Raw genomic sequence first — 15,977 nt, 5'->3', positions numbered from 1 at the left:
GCGGGGGTATCTCTCTGGGGCGTGGAAACGATCATCGCGACTCCGCGAGTGGGACACCCGCCCAGGCACCGTGGAGCTCGCGATCCCGAAGCTCAGGTCCGGCTCGTACTTCCCCGACTGGCTGCTGGAGCGCCGCCGCCGCGCCGAGCAGGCACTGATCAGCGTGGTGGCGACCAGCTACCTGCTCGGCGTGTCCACCCGGCGCGTCGACAAGCTCATCGAGCAGCTGGGCATCAAGCTCGCAGAGATCTTCGAGCGGGTCATTAAGGAGTAATGCGAACATGTTGAGCGACACCGACGAGGCGGACACTCTTAGCAGAGTGCAGGGAGTACTGGAGCGCGTGCTCAACACCTCGATTCGCGACTGGCCGGTAGACCGGCCTCTTGAGGACGCTTCGGGCGTGGTCTATGACAGCGTGCCCGGGTCGAAACGGTGGCCGCGATCGAAGAGGAATTCGGTCTCATTGTGGCTGCGGTGACACCTGAGGATCTGGCCACCATGGCGGCACTCGTCGAGTTCGTGCTTCGAGCCAGGAAGGCGGGGAACTGACATCGTGCGGCTCATGCTGGCGGGCATTGATCTGAGCCCGCTGCGCAATCCCCCGTTCCGGATGATCGCGCTGGCGCAGATAGGGTTCGTGCTGGGCGAGCAGGCCCTCGCGGTCGCCGTCACCGTTTCGGTGCTCAGCACCGGGGGCGACGCGGCCGCGGTCGGCGTCGTGCTCGCTGCCAAGGGCATCGCGTCGTTGTGCCTGCTCCTGATAGGGGGAGTCTGGTCCGATCGCCTGCCGCGACGGCGGATCCTGACCATCATGCTCGCCATCGACGCCGTCGCAGCGAGCGTCCCCATCGTCGTAGCCGGACGCACCCCTGCCGTGTGGCTGCTGGCCGTCGTCCTGTTCGTGGTCGGCGCGGCCGAGGCGTTCATCCGGCCCGCCTTCAACGCCATCCTGGCGGGCTCTCTGGATGAGGACCAGCGAGTGTCCGGCCGGGCCTTGATCAATATCTGCACCCGGGTGGGGGTCATCGTCGGCCCGGTGATCGGCACACTGCTCGCCGGTGCGAGCGAGGTCTTTCCCTTCGTGCTGGCGGCTCTCGTGTTCGCCGCCAGCATGCTCGCCTTCCGCCGGGTCGCGGAGCCGCCGTGGACACCGGTCGCCCGCCGTTCCCTTCTGCGGGATGCGGTGGCGGGATTCGCCGACGCGGGGCGCCGGCCGTGGCTGACGGCGCTTCTCCTGTTCTCACCGGTCAGCCTCATGTTCGTGATCGCGCCCAGCCAGGTGCTCTTACCCGTGCTGAGCCGGGACACGTTCGGCTCCTACACCGCGTACGGCACGGCCCTCGCGTGCTACGGGGCCGGCGGGCTGATCAGCAGCATCACGATGATGGCCTGGAGACCCCGGCGGCCGGGAGTCGTGGCCGTGTTCTCGATGTCGCTGTACGTCCTCGTCCCTCTCGGCCTGTTGTATGCCCCATCGGTCTGGGTGCTCTTCTCCTGTTACCTCGTGGCTGGCTTCGGCGTGGAAACGTACGCCCTGTGCTGGGATGTCGCAATGTACCGCGAGGTGCCCGACCACCTGATCGGGCGAGTCACCTCCCTGGCCTGGCTCAGCACGTTCGGCCTGATGCCCTTCGGCCAGGCGATCACCGGGCCGCTGGCGAATCTGACCGGCAACCAAGCCGTCCTCTTGGCTGCGGCGGGGCTCGTGCTGGTAATCCCACCATGCCTGCTCCTCGTCCTCGGGATGACGCACCTGCACGGCACACGCACGCCGAGGAGAACCCCATGTCACTCCGCGTCGGACTAATCGGAGCAGGAAACATCGCCCAGACCCATGCCGCCCGGCTACCGGCAACTGGACGCGCTCGTTCACGTGGTCGCGACGGCCGACGAGCGGCGCGAGCGCGCGCAGAATGTGGCGCGGCGACTGAACGCCGAGGTCGAGGCCGACTGGGCGGCGGTGATCACCCTTCGAGAACCTCCTGGAGGAGGCCGCCTCGATCCGCGACAAGGGCGTTTTCATGGACGCCGTCGACGCCGACCGCAAGGCGCCCCTCGTCGCCGTCGCCGACATCGCGGCCGTCGCCGCCGGCCTGTTGCTGGACCGCTCGTGGACCGGCACCGGCAGTGTCCCGGTCCTCGGACCGCAGGACCTGTCCCCCAACGACCTCGCCCGCATCATGACCGAGCAGTTCGGCCGCCCCGTCCGCTATGAACGCCAGCCGCTCGACGAGCTGCGCGCCAACCTCGTCGGCTATGGCCTCGACGAGGCGTTCGTCCAGGGCGTCGTCGACATGAAGCGGGCCAAGGACGAGGGCCTCGATGTCGGCGTCGCCCGCACCCCGGACACCGTATGTGCGCGAGTCGTACCTGGCGCTCTACCTGACCGCCCGGCTCAAGACCCACCTGCACGTGCTGACCCAGCGCTTCGCCACCGACCGCCTCACCGCGCTGGCCCAGAGCAAGGGCTTCATCCCCAAGCCGGTGTGCGAGGTGCTGTTCATCTGCACGCACAACGCCGGACGCTCCCAGATGGCCGCCGCCCTCATGGACCACCACGCCCAGGGACGGGTCCATGTACGCACAGCGGGCTCGCAACCCGCGGCCCGGATCGAACCGGCCGTCGTGAAGGCGCTGGCCGATGTCGGCCTGGACGCCTCGGCGGAGTTCCCCAAGCCGCTCACCGACGACGTCGTGCGAGCGGCCGACGTCATCGTCACCATGGGCTGCGGCGACGCCTGCCCCGTCTACAGCGGCAAGCGCTACCTGGACTGGGACCTGCCCGACCCGGCGGACAAGAGCCTGGAGGAGGTCCACGCGATCCGCGACCTGGTCGACGCCCGCGTGCGCGACCTCCTGAACGAGCTTGCATAGACTACGGCCGATATAGACATGAATCGATTTCGGAGAGGCCCGATGGAGCTGTTGCAAGTCCTGGGGTGCAGCCCGCCGCTGGCACGCCAGCCGCTGAACACCGAGCAGGCCGAGGGCGTGGCGCGGGTGTTCAAGGCGTTGGGCGATCCGGTACGGCTGCGCATTCTGTCCATCGTGGCCAGCCACGCGGGCGGCGAGGTGTGCGTGTGCGACATCAACGACGCCTTCGACCTGTCGCAGCCGACGATCAGCCACCATCTCAAGGTGCTCAAGGACGTCGGCCTGCTGGCCAGTGAGCGGCGGGCTTCCTGGGTGTATTACCGGATCGTGCCGGAACGGCTCGCCGAACTGTCGGCGCTGCTCGCGGCGGACGCCGCAACGCCCGCCGGGGTGGCCGGGTGAGGCGCCCCCTGCTGGCCGAGTTCCTCGGCACCGCGCTGTTGGTGACCGTGGTGGTGGGCTCAGGCATCATGGCCCAGACGTTGTCCCCGCGCGATGTCGGCCTGCAACTGCTGGAGAACTCCACGGCCACCGTCTTCGGCCTGGCCGTGCTCATCGTCGTGCTCGGCCCGGTCTCCGGCGCGCACTTCAACCCGGTGGTGTCGCTGGCCGACTGGTGGCAGGGACGGCGTACCGGAGTCGGCCTGTCGGTGGGCGAGCTCGGCGGCTACGTCGCCGCCCAGGTGCTGGGCGGGATCGGCGGTGCGATCTTGGCCAACGCGATGTTTGACAAGCCCGCCGTCACCTGGTCGAGCACGCCACGATCGAGTGCGCACTTGTGGCTAGGGGAAGTCGTGGCGACCGCGGGCCTGGTGCTGGTGATCTTCTGCCTGACCAGGTCGGGCCGCACCGCCGTGGCGCCGCTGGCAGTGGGCGGCTACATCGGGGCGGCGTACTGGTTCACCTCCTCCACCAGCTTCGCCAACCCCGCCGTCACCATCGGACGCGCCTTCTCCGACACCTTCGCCGGCATCGCCCCCACCTCGCTGCCCGGCTTCATCGCCGCCCAACTGATCGGCGGCGTCATCGGTCTGGTGCTGGTGCACGGTCTGTTCGGCCAACCTGCGGTGGGGACAGCCGAGCCGGTCGTGCCGCATTCGGACGTCCACTGACCGGCGGTGGGCTTGACTGCCGGAATTAGCTCAGTGATTATTGACTCAATGAACGCTGACTGGTTTTCCTCGGTGGCGGCGCGGGCGCGGGTGCACGCCGCGCTCGGCGACCCCGGCCGCCTGGCCATCGTGGACCGGCTGCTGCTGGGCGACGCCTCCCCGGGCGAGCTCGGCCAGGCGCTCGGCTTGCCCACCAACCTGCTGGCCCACCACCTCAAGCTGCTGCAGGAGGCAGGCGTGGTCGAACGCCGCCGATCCGAAGGCGACCGCAGACGCACCTACCTGCGCCTGATCCCACAATCCCTGTCCGGCCTGCTACCGGCCGCGGCCCGACCCGCCCCGCGCATCGTGTTCGTCTGCACCCACAACTCCGCCCGCTCCCAACTGGCCGCCGCCCTGTGGAGCCGTACCAGCACCGTGCCCGCCACCTCAGCGGGCACCCAGCCCGCGGCCCACGTCCACCCACAGGCGATCGCCCTGGCCCGCCATCACGGCCTCGACCTGCGGCAGGCCGAAACCCGCCACGTCGAGCAGACAGTGCATCCCGACGACCTGGTCGTGGCCGTCTGCGACGCCGCCCACGAACAGCTCGCCCAGATCACCGGCACCGACCGGCTGCACTGGTCCATCCCAGACCCGGTCCGCACCGGCAACGACGACGCCTTCGAACGCGCCTACACCGACATCGCCGACCGCGTCCAACGGCTGGCGCCCGCCGTGCACCTCCCGCAGGAGTGAGCCATGCCGCAGACCTACCGCCACCCGGACCTGTCCATCGACCAGCAACACGCCCTGCTCACCGCCGCCCGCCGCCTGGCCGAGGAATTCACCGGCACCTTCGGCACCGAGACCATCGAACGGTTCCTGCACACCAGCTACGACCAGTTCGCCGCGCACGGCAAGATCCCCAACTACCTGCCACTGCTCGCCGAACGCTTCGCCCGCCAGCGCCTGCGCGCCCTGGCCCGGGTGGAAGGCCACAGCGACGGACGCCCCGTCGTACTGTTCCTGTGCGTGCACAACGCCGGACGCTCCCAGATGGCCATGGGCTTCTTCCAACACCTCGCCGAAGACCGCGCGCATGCCTGGTCCGGCGGCTCGGAGTTCGCCAGCGAGATCAACCCCGCAGCGGTGGCGTCCATGGCCGAGCGGGGCATCGACATCTCCCGCGAGTTCCCCAAGCCGTGGACCGAGGAGATCGTCCGCGCCGCCGACGTCGTCGTCACGATGGGCTGCGGCGACGCCTGCCCCGTCTACCCCGGCAGGCGCTACCTCGACTGGGAACTGGACGACCCCGCAGGTAAGAGCGTCGAGGACGTGCGGCCCATCCGCGACGAGATCGAACGCCGCGTCCGCCACCTGCTCGACGACCTCGAAATCCCGGCAGCCTGAAGATCAGCAACGATGGAAAGGATCCACCCTTTGAGCGACAAGCCCAGCGTTCTGTTCGTCTGCGTGCACAACGCCGGACGCTCCCAGATGGCCGCAGGATGGCTCACCCACCTGGCCGAGGACCGCATCGAGGTCCGCTCCGCCGGATCGGCGCCCGCCGACCAGATCAACCCCATCGCCGTCGAGGCCATGCGTGAGGTCGGCATCGATATCACCGGCCGGCAGCCCAAGATCCTCACCACCGACGCCGTCCAGGCTTCCGACGTGGTCATCACCATGGGCTGTGGCGACGCCTGCCCCATCTTCCCCGGCAAACGCTATGAAGACTGGAAACTCGACGACCCCGCCGGACAGGGCATCGAGGCCGTCCGCCCGATCCGCGACGAGATCCGCACCCGCATCGAGAAGCTGATCAAGGAACTGACCTAGGAGGGAACCCCCATGCGTCTGCTGATCATCGGGGGCAGCGATGCCGGGATCGAGGCCGGCCTGAGTGCCAAGGCCGTCGATGACCGTCACGACGTCACCCTCCTGGTCGCCGACCACTATCCGAACTACTCGATCTGCGGGATCCCCTACCACGTGTCCGGGGAGGTGCCGCAGGCGAGCGACCTCGCGCACCGCACTCAGGACGACCTGAAGGCAGCCGGCCTCAACCTGCGGCTCGGTGAGCGAGCGGTAGCCATCGACCCGGCCAGGCACACCGTCATCACCGACTCCGGGCAGCGTCTCGGCTACGACCGTCTGATCATCGGAACCGGCGCCAGGCCGCAACGTCCGCCGATCATCGGCCTCGACGCGCTCGGTCCGCAGGATGGTGTGCACGAGTTGCACACCATGGATGACACCGTCGCTCTGACCGCCTCGCTCGACCGGCCGGGCGTGCGTTCTGCCATCGTCATCGGTGCTGGTTACATCGGCCTGGAGATGGCAGAGGCTCTCACCACGCGTGGTCTGCAGGTCACCGTGCTGGAGCGGTTCGACCAGGTGATGGCCCGCTCGCTCGATGCCGAAGCCGCTGACCGCCTCGCCGCTGAGCTCGCACGTCACGGTGTCGAGTTGCACTGCGGGATCACCGTGGAATCCATCGCGCGCCACGGCGATGGCCTGGTGGTTACCGGCGCGGACGGGCAACACCATGGCGCCGATCTCGTCCTCGTCGTCACCGGCGTACAGCCTGACACCGAGCTCGCCACCTCAGCGGGAACGCTGACAGGTGCCGGGAGTGCCCTCGCCGTCGACCGGAGGATGCGGACCAACCTGCCTGACATCTACGCCGCAGGCGACTGTGTGGAGACCTACCACCGTCTCCTTGACCGCACCACCTACATCCCCCTCGGCACTACCGCCCACAAGCAGGGACGCGTCGCCGGCGAGAACGCCGCGGGCGGTACCGCGAGTTCGCCGGCGCGCTCGGCACCCAGGTGGTCAAGGTCTTCGACCTGGTCAGCGCTGCCACGGGAATCCGTGATGGCGAGGCGGCCGAAGCAGGCTTTGCGCCGGTGACCGTGCAGGCCACCGCCGATGACCACAAGTCGTACTATCCCGGCGCCACCTCCATCGACCTACGCCTGACCGGCGACCGCACGACAGGCCGCCTGCTGGGTGCCCAGCTGGTGGGCAGCCGCGGGGCCGAGATCGCCAAACGCATCGACGTGCTGGCCACCGGCATCCACCACGGCATCACCGTGCGCGAGATCCTGGATCTGGATCTCGCCTACACCCCGCCGCTCGGCAGCCCCTGGGACGCCCTCCAGCGCGCCGCCCACCACTGGCTGGAGATCGCGTTCCCGTGGAGTGCATGACCACTGTCGTGTCCCGTTGGGCGCGCGAGATCCTCTACGCGTGAGCCGGCTTCAGTGGGGGACAAACCCTGATCGCATGATCTCGGCGACCGTGTCTCTGGCCGTACGGCTGGCGCCGATGAGGGTGGCGGAGGCTGGCCCGGTCCAGTCGCCATAGCCAAGCAGGTGCAGACGGGGTTCGCCGATGGCGCGGGTGCCGTCTACGGGGATGAGCCCGTCGGGACCGCGCAGCCGTAGCGGGGCCAGGTGGCCGAGGGCGGGCCGGAAGCCGGTGCACCAGATGATGGCGTCGCAGGCCAGGCTGGTGCCGTCGGGCCAGGCGACGCCTTCGGCGGTGATGCGGCTGAACATGGGTTCGGCCTTGAGGACGCCGCGGTCGCGGGCTTCGCGGACGGGCGGGACGGCGACGATGTCGCCCAAATCTCCGATGCCCGCTCCGCCCGTAGTCCGCCGAGTGGCCAGGGCGAACAGGGCGCGGCCATCGACCTCGTCGGGCAGCAGGCGGGGCGGGCGCTGGGTGACCCAGGTGGTATCGGCGACGGTGGAGACCTCCGCGAGGATCTGGGCGCCGGAGTTGGCTCCGCCGACGATCACCACGCGCTCGCCGCGGAACGGCTCCGGCCCTTGGTAGTTGACCGTGTGGAGTTGCTCGCCCTGGAAATCGCGGATGCCGGGGTAATGCGGGACGTACGGTCGCCACCAGGTGCCGGTCGCACTGATCACGACGCGGGCCTGCCAGGTACCCGTATCGGTGTCCACCAGCAGGCGGTCGCCGCTCCGCCGTACCGCATGGACGGTGACCGGTCGCATCACGGGCAGGTCGTAGCGCTGTTCGTAGTCGGTGAGGTAGGCGACGGTGTCTTCGGTGCTGGGGTAGCTGCCGCCGGACGGGGTGGGCATCATCCGGCCGGGCAACGAGCTGTACTGGGCGGGCGAGAACAGGCTCAACGACGGCCAGGCGTGCCGCCACGCACCACCCGGCCGGTCCTGGGCGTCGAGGATGACGAAGTCGGCCTGCGCCCGGCGCAGGTAGTAGCCGGCCGCCAGGCCCGCCTGTCCCCCGCCGATGACCAGGACATCGACCGCGCGCGGATGTTCGGTCATACAGGGGTGAGCTCCAGCTCAACCGGCCTGCTGGGCGCGGGCTCGGTGAGCGGCGCGAACAGAGCGCCCAGCTTGTTCACCGCCTCGGGGATGATTCGGTAGTAGACCCAAGTGCCCCGGCGTTCGCCATCGATCAAGCCGGCCGTGCGCAGAACCTTGAGGTGGTGGGAGATCGTGGGGGCGGTCAGGTCGAAGGCGTCAGTGAGGTCGCAGACGCACGCCTCGCCGCCCGCGTGGGAGCCGATCATCGACAGCAGGCGCAGCCGTACCGGGTCAGCGACGGCCTTGAGCAGCGTCGCGAGCTCGACGGCGTCGCTCTCCGACAGCGGCTCGCGAGCGATCGGCGCGCAGCACTGGATCGTGACGGCGGTCATGCGGCAACCCCTTACTTCGAAATCTATCGAAATTATAGGCGATAGTAGGCGACCAAGGCCAACGCGGCGATCACACAGGCGGTGGCGACCGCGCCCATCACCCAGAGGTAACCGACCGCTTGGGCGAGCGCGACCGCTCCCAACGGAGCCAGGGCCTTGTCCGCGACCGAGAAGGCGGCGATGCGGCCCGACAGTGTGGCGTAGGCGGCGGTGCCGTACCGGCCGACCAGCAGGTGCGGCAGGGTGATGGAGGCGATGCCGAAGCCCAGCCCGAACAGCAGCACGGCGCCGATCGCACCCGGGACCGTCCGTCCGACCAGCGGCAGGAGGAGGACTGCAACGCCCTGGAGGGCGAAGATCGTGGCGGCGATCAGCGCGGCAGGCATGCGGGTCTGCAGGCCAGTGGTGATCAACCGTCCGGTCACCGACAGCACGCCCAGAAGACCGGCCAGCGTCGCGGCCAGGACAGGCGAGTGGCCCATGTGGACCAGATAGGTGATGAGCAGCACCGCCATCACGGCCACCGCGCCGCCGTTGGCGGTGAAGGCGATCACCAGCAGCCAGAACGGCCGCCGACGGATAGCGGCCTTCACGATGCCGGCACGCTCTTCTGCTGTGACGCGCTCGTGCCTGGCGTGAGTACGGCGACGCAGGACGAGCCCGTGCAGGGGGATGGCGGCGACGCCGTAGACCAAGGCCAGGACGACCAGGGCCTGGCGCCAGCCGCACCACTCCACCAGCAGTCCGGTGAGCGGCAGGAAGATCGAGGAGGCGAAGCCGGCCACGACAGTGAGCGCGAGCAGGGCGTTGGTCCGGCCGCGTTCCAGGGCAGGGCCGTCGAACCAGCTGACGATGACGGCGAAGGCGGACTCGTACAGCACCATGGCGCAGGCGATGCCCATCGCGGCGAACACCGCATACAGTTGCCACAGGTTTTCCACCCTCGACCAGGCCAGCACGGCTGTCGCGCCGAGAATCGATCCGGCGGTCATGAGGCCACGGCCGCCGCGGGCATCCAGCCGACGGCCGACCAACGGGGCGCACAGCGCGGCGATCAGGATCGACAGGGTGAGCGCGGCGGCGATCTGGGCGTTGGTGGCGTGCAGGTCGCGGGCCATCGGCGCGAGGAAGACGGAGAAGGCGTAGTAGAGCACGCCGTAGCCGATGGTCTGGGTGACGGCCAGCGCGGTGACGATCCGCCATCCGTGGCCGGAGCGCGGCTGACCGCCGCCCCTGATCTGCGGGGCGACGGTCTCGGTGGTGGAGCTCACTCCGGCTCGCTGGAGCACGAGATCAGGCGGCGGCCGTCCGCAGTCGTCGTCCACTCGTCTCCCGTTTCGGCGATTATCTTCAGCTCGATCCGCTGTGTCTGTGGTGTAGTCCTTGCGTCATGATCCTGAGTAGACAGTCCGTCGTGGACATATCACGATGAGCTGTCTATGACGAGGATGGTGTCAAGTGCGAGTTCAGAGGTTGGCCGGGGAGACGTCGGTGTCATACACGGTTATCGGCGTGGACTCGTTGCCGGTGCCGCCGATCGAGGCTTTCTTGGTGCACCTGGTGGCCAAGGTCAAGTCGCCTGCGACGGTCAAGGCGTATGCCCATGACCTGAAGGACTTGTTCGAGTGGTTGGGCCAGCGTGGTCAGGACTTCGCTGATGTAGAGCTCGAGGATGTCGCGGCGTTCGTGGACTGGTTGCGGCGGCCGTCCGGGCTGCGGCGGCCGGGTGTGTTTGTGTTGCCTGGCAGTCCGTCGGCGTTGGAGGGTTCCACGTTGGTGCGTAAGCGGGCGGCGTTGGCTGAGTTCTACCGGTTCCATGCGGTGCGGGGCTCCGCTCGGCCGGTACTGGGTGGGATGACGCCGGGGGACCCGGCGGGCGACTGGTGACTATGTGCCGATGTTGGCGCACGCGATGAGCGGCCCGGTGGAGCGAAGCCCGCTACGGATCCACACAAGAAGCACGCGGCCCCGCGTGCTGACCGACGATGAGGTGTCGCTGTTGCAGGAAGCGTGCCGGCGGCTGCGGGACCGTTTCCTGGTCACCCTGCTCTATGAGTCGGGCATGTTCTCCGGGGATCGCTCCGTGTACTGGAGGTCAGATTCTCGCGTTTGTGCAGCTCAGCGGCTGTTGGATGAGACATTAGCGATCGCGACAGGTGTAGTGCAACGATCTCGTACGGCATGTCATCGTGTTGGTCACCACTCCTCGCGAGCATGTGGCGTCACTCCCGGTGGCCTGGTGCGAGTGCACGAAGGATCAGGTCAGTCGGCACGTAGTTCCTTGATGACTGCGATAGCGTCGTCGACCAGGTCGATGGGGCAGCCCCAGTAGTCGTAGATTCCTCCGCTGGCACGGTTACTGCCGCAGATGACGAATACGCCGGTCCCCAGCTGAGCTTTGAGACGGGTGGCCAGCCAGCCGACGAAGCCACTGTTGTCCAGGTCGGCGGGAAAGTGAAAGGAGAAGACTCCGAATTGTTCGACACCGTCGTGCTCCTGGGCGAACGGGACCAAGGCACTCCAGCTCTCGTTGTCCCGGACCACCGCCAGTGTGTCACCGGTAAGGGCTGGTGGGCGGCCGGCCGGAGACTCCTCGAAACACCAGACGCCGTTGTGCACGACGAACCCGGCTGCCGCGATCACGCGTCGTAGGCGTGCTTCCGTCTGCTCCGCAGTCTCCATGCTGACGCTGACCATGGGTGGGTCTCCTCGATTCATGTGGCTGTGATCCACTCTGAGATCTTGGGCAGTCGCGCCCGGGCAGGGAAAGGCTTCCCCGTCCTGGCGACGATCTTCACAACGTCGTCGCCGACTTGCTGATTCCGGCCGCGTTCACGGCGAGTTACGCGACATGCTCATCTCGAATGGTGGCCAACAATCATCGGGGTCGGGCCGCGTGGTTGAGCTGGGTCATGAGCTCGCGGTTGGTGGCGCGGGCGGCGGCGAGGTCTTCGTCGCGTTCTTCGAGTTGCAGGCGTAGGTCGATGGTCTGTTGCTCCAGGTGAGTGATTTTCTGGTTGAGGGCGTCGATGTCGGTGGGTGCGCCGAGTCCGGACTGGCGCCAGACCTGTTCGCCGAGCGCTTCGGACAGGCGTTTCTCGAGTTGTTGGACGCGGCCGTTCAATCGGACCGCGCGTTCGTGGGCGGCGAGCAGGTCGGCTTGCAGCGATGCTCGGGTGACGGCGGGGCCGGTGTTGTCGCCGTTGGCGGGTGGTGCGGCTTCGAGGACGTGGATCTTTTCGAGCAGGTCACGGTGTCGATAGAGAAACGTCCGGTCCACGGCCGCGGCCCGGGCGATGCCGGAGACGCTGATCTCTGTCCCGTCGGCCAGGGCGCGGTTGATCGCGGCGATGACGCGCTGGCGGCGTCTGGCGGAGTCGGCTTGGCGTCCCTTCGTCATGGCCGCGGTTCTGGTACTCGGTCCCGGCCCTGTCGGTGGCGTCTTGGAGCTGGTCACGCGAGGGCCTCGCTTGCGGGTTGGGGTGGGTGGACTCGAACGGATGGCATGCCGAGGTTCACCGCGCGGTGCTTGCGGACTACGGAGATCGCCTCGTCGACCTGGGCGCGTTCAGCGGCGGAGAGTTCGGTGAGGTCGCCTTTGACCCGATTGATGAGCCGCCGGATCCGGGTGATCTCTTCCTCGGTCGGGGTGGCGTCGGCGCGGGCCCATTCATCGACGCCGTCCATGGTGGCGGCGAGGCGTTCGCGGGTGCGCAGCAGGTCGTCCAGATAGGCGGTCAGGTCGGGCAGGAACGAGACGTTGGTGCGGAAGTGGTCGCAGCCGGCGCAGCGGAACCGGACTGGGCACGCGCCGCCACCGGCACGCACGTTGGAGGGTTCGGTGCAGGTGCCGTAGGGGACAGCGATCTCCCCGACCGCGTATCGGGCGTGCTCGGATTCCAGGAGTGCTTGGACATCGCGCCAGAGGCGGTTGCCGTGCCGGTCGAAGCTCATCGCGGTCACCTTGTCGACGGCTTCACGGCGTCGTTGTCCCGACAACGCGGTAGTAACAGCGTGTGACGTTCAGGTTTCGGTGATCGAGGAGTTCAGCCAGGACGTCGATGGGAACTCCAGCGTCAGCGTGACGCTGCGCATAGGTGTGACGGTAGGCATAGGGGACCAGGCGGGCGGCGTCGACCTCGGTGCCGTCTTGGGTGCGCAGCGGGCCGAGCCGGGTGACCCATTCGCGATGCCGGTCATCCAGCATCGCGATGGTGATGGCTTTGCGGCCGTCTTGGTTGGCGCGCGGGGCGGGCAGTAGCTTCAGGTTCCCGACGGGGATCGCTGGGAAGCGGGCACGGACTCGGGCTTGCTGACCGGTGATCACGGTGGCGATCGCTTCGCCGATGGGTAGGCGCCGGCCGAGCCGGTCGGCTTTGGCGTTGTCATAGACGAGGACGGCGGCTCCGTCCTTGTCGCGTTGCAGACAGTCCAGTGGAAGATCGAGGATGTCCTCGGGGCGCCGACCGGTGTCGATGGCGATCTGGACGGCGACCCAGACTTCGGGCGGTTGCAGGGCGTCGAGGTTGGCGCATAGAACTGCCATGACCTCCGGTGGAAGGTCCCGGGCGGGCTCTGCTCACTCCGCTTCGGCCGGGATGTCCCTGAGCCCGACGGCGAAGTCACAGGCAAGCGCGGCGGCCACCTCGCCGGGACGGGTCAGGCCCAGAGCACGGATCCCGGTGAGGACCAAGCGGGTTCCCCGGCAGACACCGTTGCGCTGATAGCGGCTGATCTTCCCCGCGGACTCCAGATAGCCGAGCCGGTTGAGGAAGTTGTCGATGTCGGATCTCCCCAACGCTGCCGGGACTTCGCCATGGTCGCTGCGGCAGCGCATGCTCTCGGAGAGCCTGGCCACCGCGTTGATCTTTTGCTGGACGTGGCGGATGCCTCCACCACGGTGCCGAGGGAGTTCCTCAACCGCCCACCGTTTGGCGGCTTGGCGCAGCCACGGGTGCAGCCCAGCACGAGATCAGGGGGATCAGAGGATGAGGGCGTTTCCGGTCAGGTTGCCGTCCGGTGCGAGGTAACCCGAACCAGGCGCGGGTGAAAGGGATGAAGGACCGCGCGGTGCCGGTTCGGGACTACCTGTTCAACCGCTACGCCGAGTACGGCGATCTGGACAGCGACTTCGTGTTCGTTAACCTGTGGCGCGGCCAGAGAGGCGCGGCGATGACCTACAGCGCGGTCGAGGCTCTCGGGGATCGGCTGCGCCGAGCCACTGGCATTGCCGACTCGACCTGGCACGCGCTGCGGCACTCCTACGCCACCCGGCTGCTGCGCTCCGGCGTCCCGATCGAGGTCGTCGCGGAACTGCTCGGACACGCCTCACCCCAGACCACCAAGTCCACCTACGCCCACCTCGACCTCGCCGACTACCGCCGGGTCCTGGCCGAACACGGTGTCCTGGACGAGACCCAACCGCATGACCGTCACGACCGCTACGGTGACGCGACCGGGTTGGACGCTGCCGGGTGCCACCCTGCAACCGGCCCCTCAACCACGCCAAGCCAGGGCTCTGCAACGGCCACCGCAAAGCCTGGCGCGATGCCAGCGAGCCTCCTCTGGAGGAGTGGGCGGCCGCCCAGACAAGGGTGAACTACGGCAATGTCAGCTTTCCCGCCTGCCTGGTCGCCGATTGCAACCGGGCAGGCGGCCGCATCGGTCTGTGCCCTCGTCACCGCCACTACTGGCGGAGCGACGGCCGCCCGGACCCGGCCGAGTGGGCCGCGGGCATCGCCTATACCCCGCCCAGCCACGGTGAGCGCGACTGCCGGTTCACTGGCTGCGAACGCTGGGCCGACGTGACGGCGGGCTTCTGTGCTGGCCACTACGCGCGCTGGAAGAAGGCGGGCCAGCCCGCGGATCTTGAGGTGTTCAGCCGATACTCCAGTAGCCGGGGCATGCCGATGCTGGACATGCGAGACCTGTCTCCGCAGATTCGGTTGGAGCTCGGGCTTGGTCTGCAACGCCGTGCGGAGGCCGGGGACCGCAAGACCTGCCTGAGATCACTGGCTTTCGCGCTGACGTGGATCCGCGAGACACAGGTGGCCAGCCTGCTGGACTTGGATGACGACACCTGGCGCACTCAGGCACGCGGCCCGTCGGGCGCCCGGCCGACTAACACCGCTCTGACCTTCGTGATCGACACCCGCTACCACCTGGAGGTGCTGCTCGCCGGCGGTGTCTGGGAACGCGAGTACGACCGCGACGTCTGGGACCTGCGCCGGTTCGACCGCGCCCCGGAGAACACCGCACGCTATCTACGGTTCACCGAGATTCCCCAGCAGTGGATCCGCGACCTGGCCAAGCGCTGGGCCCGACGCATGATCAGCAAGAATTCGGGTTCCGGCACGATCGCCGGCAACGTGCGCTATCTCGGCGAGTTCGCCCAGCTCGCCGCCCGACAACCCGACGGCTGCCGAGAGCCTGAGCAGCTCACCCGCCACACCGTGGAGGCATGGCTCGCGTGGATGCAGGCCGAGGGCGTCCACGTCGCTACCCGCAAGCACAAGATCAGCGGCATCAGCGTCTTCCTCGACACCGTCCGCACCCTCGGCTGGGAGCTACGGCTGCCTCGCACCACGGTCGTGATCCCCGGGGATGGGCCGAAAGCCTTGCCCTCGCGGCCCCGGTTCCTCAGCGAGGTGGTCATGCGCCAGTGCGAGGACGACACGAACCTCGCCAAGTTTCCCAACCGGCACGGCGAACTCCTGCTGCGCATCGTCATGGCCTGCGGGCTGCGGTCCAAGGACGCGGCCTGGCTGCCGTTTGACTGCGTGGTCCGAGACAACTCGAGGGCTCCGTATCTCGCCTGGATCAACCACAAGGTCGGGCAACGCGCGGCGTTCTTCCCGATCACCGACAAGCTCGTCAGCCTGATCAGCGAGCAGCAGGACCGCGTCCGCACCAGGTTCCCCGGTGGGTGCTCGCTGCTGTTTCCCGCCGAGAGCGACAACCCCCGCGGCGACAAGCCAATGCCCCGGAAAACCTGGGTCGGTCACCTCACCACGTGGCTGGCCGACATCGAGCTGGTCGACGAGCACGGCAACCGGGTCCACGTGACACCCCACCAGTTCCGGCACACCCTCGGCACACGGCTGATCAACGCCAACGTGCCGCAACACGTCGTCCAAGAACTGCCACATGTCCCCGGCCATGACCGCCGTCTATGCCCGACTGCACGCCAGGACAGTCCGGGAGCACTGGGAACGCGCCGTCACCGTCAACGCGCAAGGCGAGATCGTCCAGCTCACCGAAGGCGATCCACTCAGTAACGCGGCCTGGACCCGCGTCAGTCTCGGCCGAGCCAAGC

At 68.1% G+C, this 15,977-nt stretch carries 20 protein-coding genes and 1 pseudogene; 13 read left to right on the top strand and 8 right to left on the bottom strand.

Features of this window, described 5'->3' with window-relative positions; genetic code table 11:
• Positions 1-37 precede the first annotated feature (37 nt).
• The 10 genes and pseudogenes from KLK06_RS47365 to KLK06_RS47320 all read left to right on the top strand — a co-directional run.
• Positions 38-235: pseudogene (locus KLK06_RS47365) on the top strand (transposase); the annotation flags it as partial.
• 328 nt (positions 236-563) lie between these two features.
• Positions 564-1,808, top strand: a complete 1,245-nt coding sequence (locus tag KLK06_RS47360) for an MFS transporter (protein ID WP_214642326.1) — start codon at positions 564-566, stop codon at positions 1,806-1,808.
• 515 nt (positions 1,809-2,323) lie between these two features.
• Positions 2,324-2,875 (top strand): arsenate reductase ArsC, encoded by a 552-nt coding sequence (locus KLK06_RS47355; protein ID WP_214642325.1) that lies wholly within the window; start codon positions 2,324-2,326, stop codon positions 2,873-2,875.
• A 42-nt stretch (positions 2,876-2,917) separates the two neighbouring features.
• Positions 2,918-3,277 carry a metalloregulator ArsR/SmtB family transcription factor gene (locus KLK06_RS47350; protein WP_214642324.1) on the top strand — a complete coding sequence of 120 codons (360 nt, stop codon included), beginning with the start codon at positions 2,918-2,920 and terminating at the stop codon, positions 3,275-3,277.
• On the top strand, positions 3,274-3,987 hold the full coding sequence (locus KLK06_RS47345; RefSeq protein WP_214642323.1) for an MIP/aquaporin family protein: 714 nt from the start codon (positions 3,274-3,276) through the stop codon (positions 3,985-3,987). The genes KLK06_RS47350 and KLK06_RS47345 overlap by 4 nt, the downstream gene beginning before the upstream one ends.
• Positions 3,988-4,035: 48 nt before the next feature.
• A complete protein-coding gene (locus tag KLK06_RS47340) occupies positions 4,036-4,725 on the top strand; it encodes a MarR family transcriptional regulator (protein ID WP_214642322.1) in 690 nt (229 codons plus the stop codon).
• A 3-nt stretch (positions 4,726-4,728) separates the two neighbouring features.
• Positions 4,729-5,379: an arsenate reductase ArsC gene (locus KLK06_RS60765; protein ID WP_214642321.1), complete on the top strand. Its 651-nt coding sequence runs from the start codon at positions 4,729-4,731 to the stop codon at positions 5,377-5,379.
• Between the two features lie 12 nt (positions 5,380-5,391).
• Positions 5,392-5,808 (top strand): arsenate reductase ArsC, encoded by a 417-nt coding sequence (locus KLK06_RS47330; RefSeq protein ID WP_214642320.1) that lies wholly within the window; start codon positions 5,392-5,394, stop codon positions 5,806-5,808.
• Between the two features lie 12 nt (positions 5,809-5,820).
• Positions 5,821-6,885 carry an FAD/NAD(P)-binding oxidoreductase gene (locus KLK06_RS47325; protein ID WP_214642319.1) on the top strand — a complete coding sequence of 355 codons (1,065 nt, stop codon included), beginning with the start codon at positions 5,821-5,823 and terminating at the stop codon, positions 6,883-6,885.
• Positions 6,804-7,184: a hypothetical protein gene (locus KLK06_RS47320; protein ID WP_214642318.1), complete on the top strand. Its 381-nt coding sequence runs from the start codon at positions 6,804-6,806 to the stop codon at positions 7,182-7,184. The genes KLK06_RS47325 and KLK06_RS47320 overlap by 82 nt, the downstream gene beginning before the upstream one ends.
• A 51-nt stretch (positions 7,185-7,235) precedes the next feature.
• Here the strand turns inward: KLK06_RS47320 and KLK06_RS47315 are convergent, their stop codons facing one another.
• The 3 genes from KLK06_RS47315 to KLK06_RS47305 are packed head-to-tail and all read right to left on the bottom strand — an operon-like array spanning position 7,236 to position 9,987.
• Positions 7,236-8,288 (bottom strand): ArsO family NAD(P)H-dependent flavin-containing monooxygenase, encoded by a 1,053-nt coding sequence (locus KLK06_RS47315; RefSeq protein ID WP_214642317.1) that lies wholly within the window; start codon positions 8,286-8,288, stop codon positions 7,236-7,238.
• The gene (locus KLK06_RS47310) at positions 8,285-8,662 is read right to left on the bottom strand and encodes a metalloregulator ArsR/SmtB family transcription factor (protein WP_214642316.1); all 378 of its coding nucleotides are present in this window, start codon (positions 8,660-8,662) and stop codon (positions 8,285-8,287) included. The genes KLK06_RS47315 and KLK06_RS47310 overlap by 4 nt, the downstream gene beginning before the upstream one ends.
• A gap of 32 nt (positions 8,663-8,694) precedes the next feature.
• The gene (locus tag KLK06_RS47305; protein WP_308168762.1) at positions 8,695-9,987 is read right to left on the bottom strand and encodes an MFS transporter; all 1,293 of its coding nucleotides are present in this window, start codon (positions 9,985-9,987) and stop codon (positions 8,695-8,697) included.
• A 166-nt stretch (positions 9,988-10,153) separates the two neighbouring features.
• Here KLK06_RS47305 and KLK06_RS47300 point away from each other — a divergent pair, with 166 nt between their 5' ends.
• Positions 10,154-10,549, top strand: a complete 396-nt coding sequence (locus KLK06_RS47300) for a site-specific integrase (RefSeq protein WP_214642315.1) — start codon at positions 10,154-10,156, stop codon at positions 10,547-10,549.
• A gap of 375 nt (positions 10,550-10,924) precedes the next feature.
• On the opposite strand, the gene KLK06_RS47295 is transcribed toward KLK06_RS47300, so the two are convergent.
• From KLK06_RS47295 to KLK06_RS47275, 5 genes are all read right to left on the bottom strand, one after another.
• Complete coding sequence (locus tag KLK06_RS47295) at positions 10,925-11,359, bottom strand: DUF6196 family protein (protein ID WP_214642314.1); 435 nt, start codon at positions 11,357-11,359, stop codon at positions 10,925-10,927.
• A gap of 181 nt (positions 11,360-11,540) precedes the next feature.
• Positions 11,541-12,062, bottom strand: coding sequence for a DUF6262 family protein (locus tag KLK06_RS47290; protein ID WP_214642313.1), 522 nt, complete (start codon positions 12,060-12,062; stop codon positions 11,541-11,543).
• Between the two features lie 53 nt (positions 12,063-12,115).
• A complete protein-coding gene (locus tag KLK06_RS47285; protein ID WP_214642312.1) occupies positions 12,116-12,616 on the bottom strand; it encodes a hypothetical protein in 501 nt (166 codons plus the stop codon).
• A 22-nt stretch (positions 12,617-12,638) separates the two neighbouring features.
• Positions 12,639-13,208, bottom strand: coding sequence for a site-specific integrase (locus tag KLK06_RS47280; protein ID WP_214642311.1), 570 nt, complete (start codon positions 13,206-13,208; stop codon positions 12,639-12,641).
• 33 nt (positions 13,209-13,241) lie between these two features.
• Positions 13,242-13,520: a hypothetical protein gene (locus KLK06_RS47275; protein ID WP_214642310.1), complete on the bottom strand. Its 279-nt coding sequence runs from the start codon at positions 13,518-13,520 to the stop codon at positions 13,242-13,244.
• Positions 13,521-13,681: 161 nt separating this feature from the next.
• On the opposite strand from KLK06_RS47275, the gene KLK06_RS61985 reads away from it, so the two are divergent.
• The gene (locus KLK06_RS61985) at positions 13,682-14,260 is read left to right on the top strand and encodes a tyrosine-type recombinase/integrase (RefSeq protein ID WP_308168761.1); all 579 of its coding nucleotides are present in this window, start codon (positions 13,682-13,684) and stop codon (positions 14,258-14,260) included.
• Entirely contained in the window at positions 14,257-15,939 is a 1,683-nt protein-coding gene (locus tag KLK06_RS62705; RefSeq protein ID WP_214642308.1) for a tyrosine-type recombinase/integrase, read from the top strand. The genes KLK06_RS61985 and KLK06_RS62705 overlap by 4 nt, the downstream gene beginning before the upstream one ends.
• The last annotated feature ends 38 nt before the right edge of the window (positions 15,940-15,977 follow it).

The organism is Nonomuraea sp. NEAU-A123, assembly GCF_018603905.1.
GTDB lineage: Bacteria > Actinomycetota > Actinomycetes > Streptosporangiales > Streptosporangiaceae > Nonomuraea.
Note: the sequence above shows the minus strand (reverse complement) of the source record. Positions and strands in the feature narration are given on the sequence as shown.

Bases quoted from the DNA above. Each gene is read 5' to 3' on its own strand.
- KLK06_RS47360 (WP_214642326.1), top strand. From the start codon at position 564: ATGCTGGCGGGCATTGATCTGAGCCCGCTGCGCAATCCCCCGTTCCGG.
- KLK06_RS47355 (WP_214642325.1), top strand. From the start codon at position 2,324: ATGTCGGCGTCGCCCGCACCCCGGACACCGTATGTGCGCGAGTCGTAC.
- KLK06_RS47350 (WP_214642324.1), top strand. From the start codon at position 2,918: ATGGAGCTGTTGCAAGTCCTGGGGTGCAGCCCGCCGCTGGCACGCCAG.
- KLK06_RS47340 (WP_214642322.1), top strand. From the start codon at position 4,036: ATGAACGCTGACTGGTTTTCCTCGGTGGCGGCGCGGGCGCGGGTGCAC.
- KLK06_RS60765 (WP_214642321.1), top strand. From the start codon at position 4,729: ATGCCGCAGACCTACCGCCACCCGGACCTGTCCATCGACCAGCAACAC.
- KLK06_RS47330 (WP_214642320.1), top strand. From the start codon at position 5,392: ATGGAAAGGATCCACCCTTTGAGCGACAAGCCCAGCGTTCTGTTCGTC.
- KLK06_RS47325 (WP_214642319.1), top strand. From the start codon at position 5,821: ATGCGTCTGCTGATCATCGGGGGCAGCGATGCCGGGATCGAGGCCGGC.
- KLK06_RS47315 (WP_214642317.1), bottom strand. From the start codon at position 8,288: ATGACCGAACATCCGCGCGCGGTCGATGTCCTGGTCATCGGCGGGGGA.
- KLK06_RS47310 (WP_214642316.1), bottom strand. From the start codon at position 8,662: ATGACCGCCGTCACGATCCAGTGCTGCGCGCCGATCGCTCGCGAGCCG.
- KLK06_RS47295 (WP_214642314.1), bottom strand. From the start codon at position 11,359: ATGGTCAGCGTCAGCATGGAGACTGCGGAGCAGACGGAAGCACGCCTA.
- KLK06_RS47290 (WP_214642313.1), bottom strand. From the start codon at position 12,062: ATGACGAAGGGACGCCAAGCCGACTCCGCCAGACGCCGCCAGCGCGTC.
- KLK06_RS47285 (WP_214642312.1), bottom strand. From the start codon at position 12,616: ATGAGCTTCGACCGGCACGGCAACCGCCTCTGGCGCGATGTCCAAGCA.
- KLK06_RS47280 (WP_214642311.1), bottom strand. From the start codon at position 13,208: ATGGCAGTTCTATGCGCCAACCTCGACGCCCTGCAACCGCCCGAAGTC.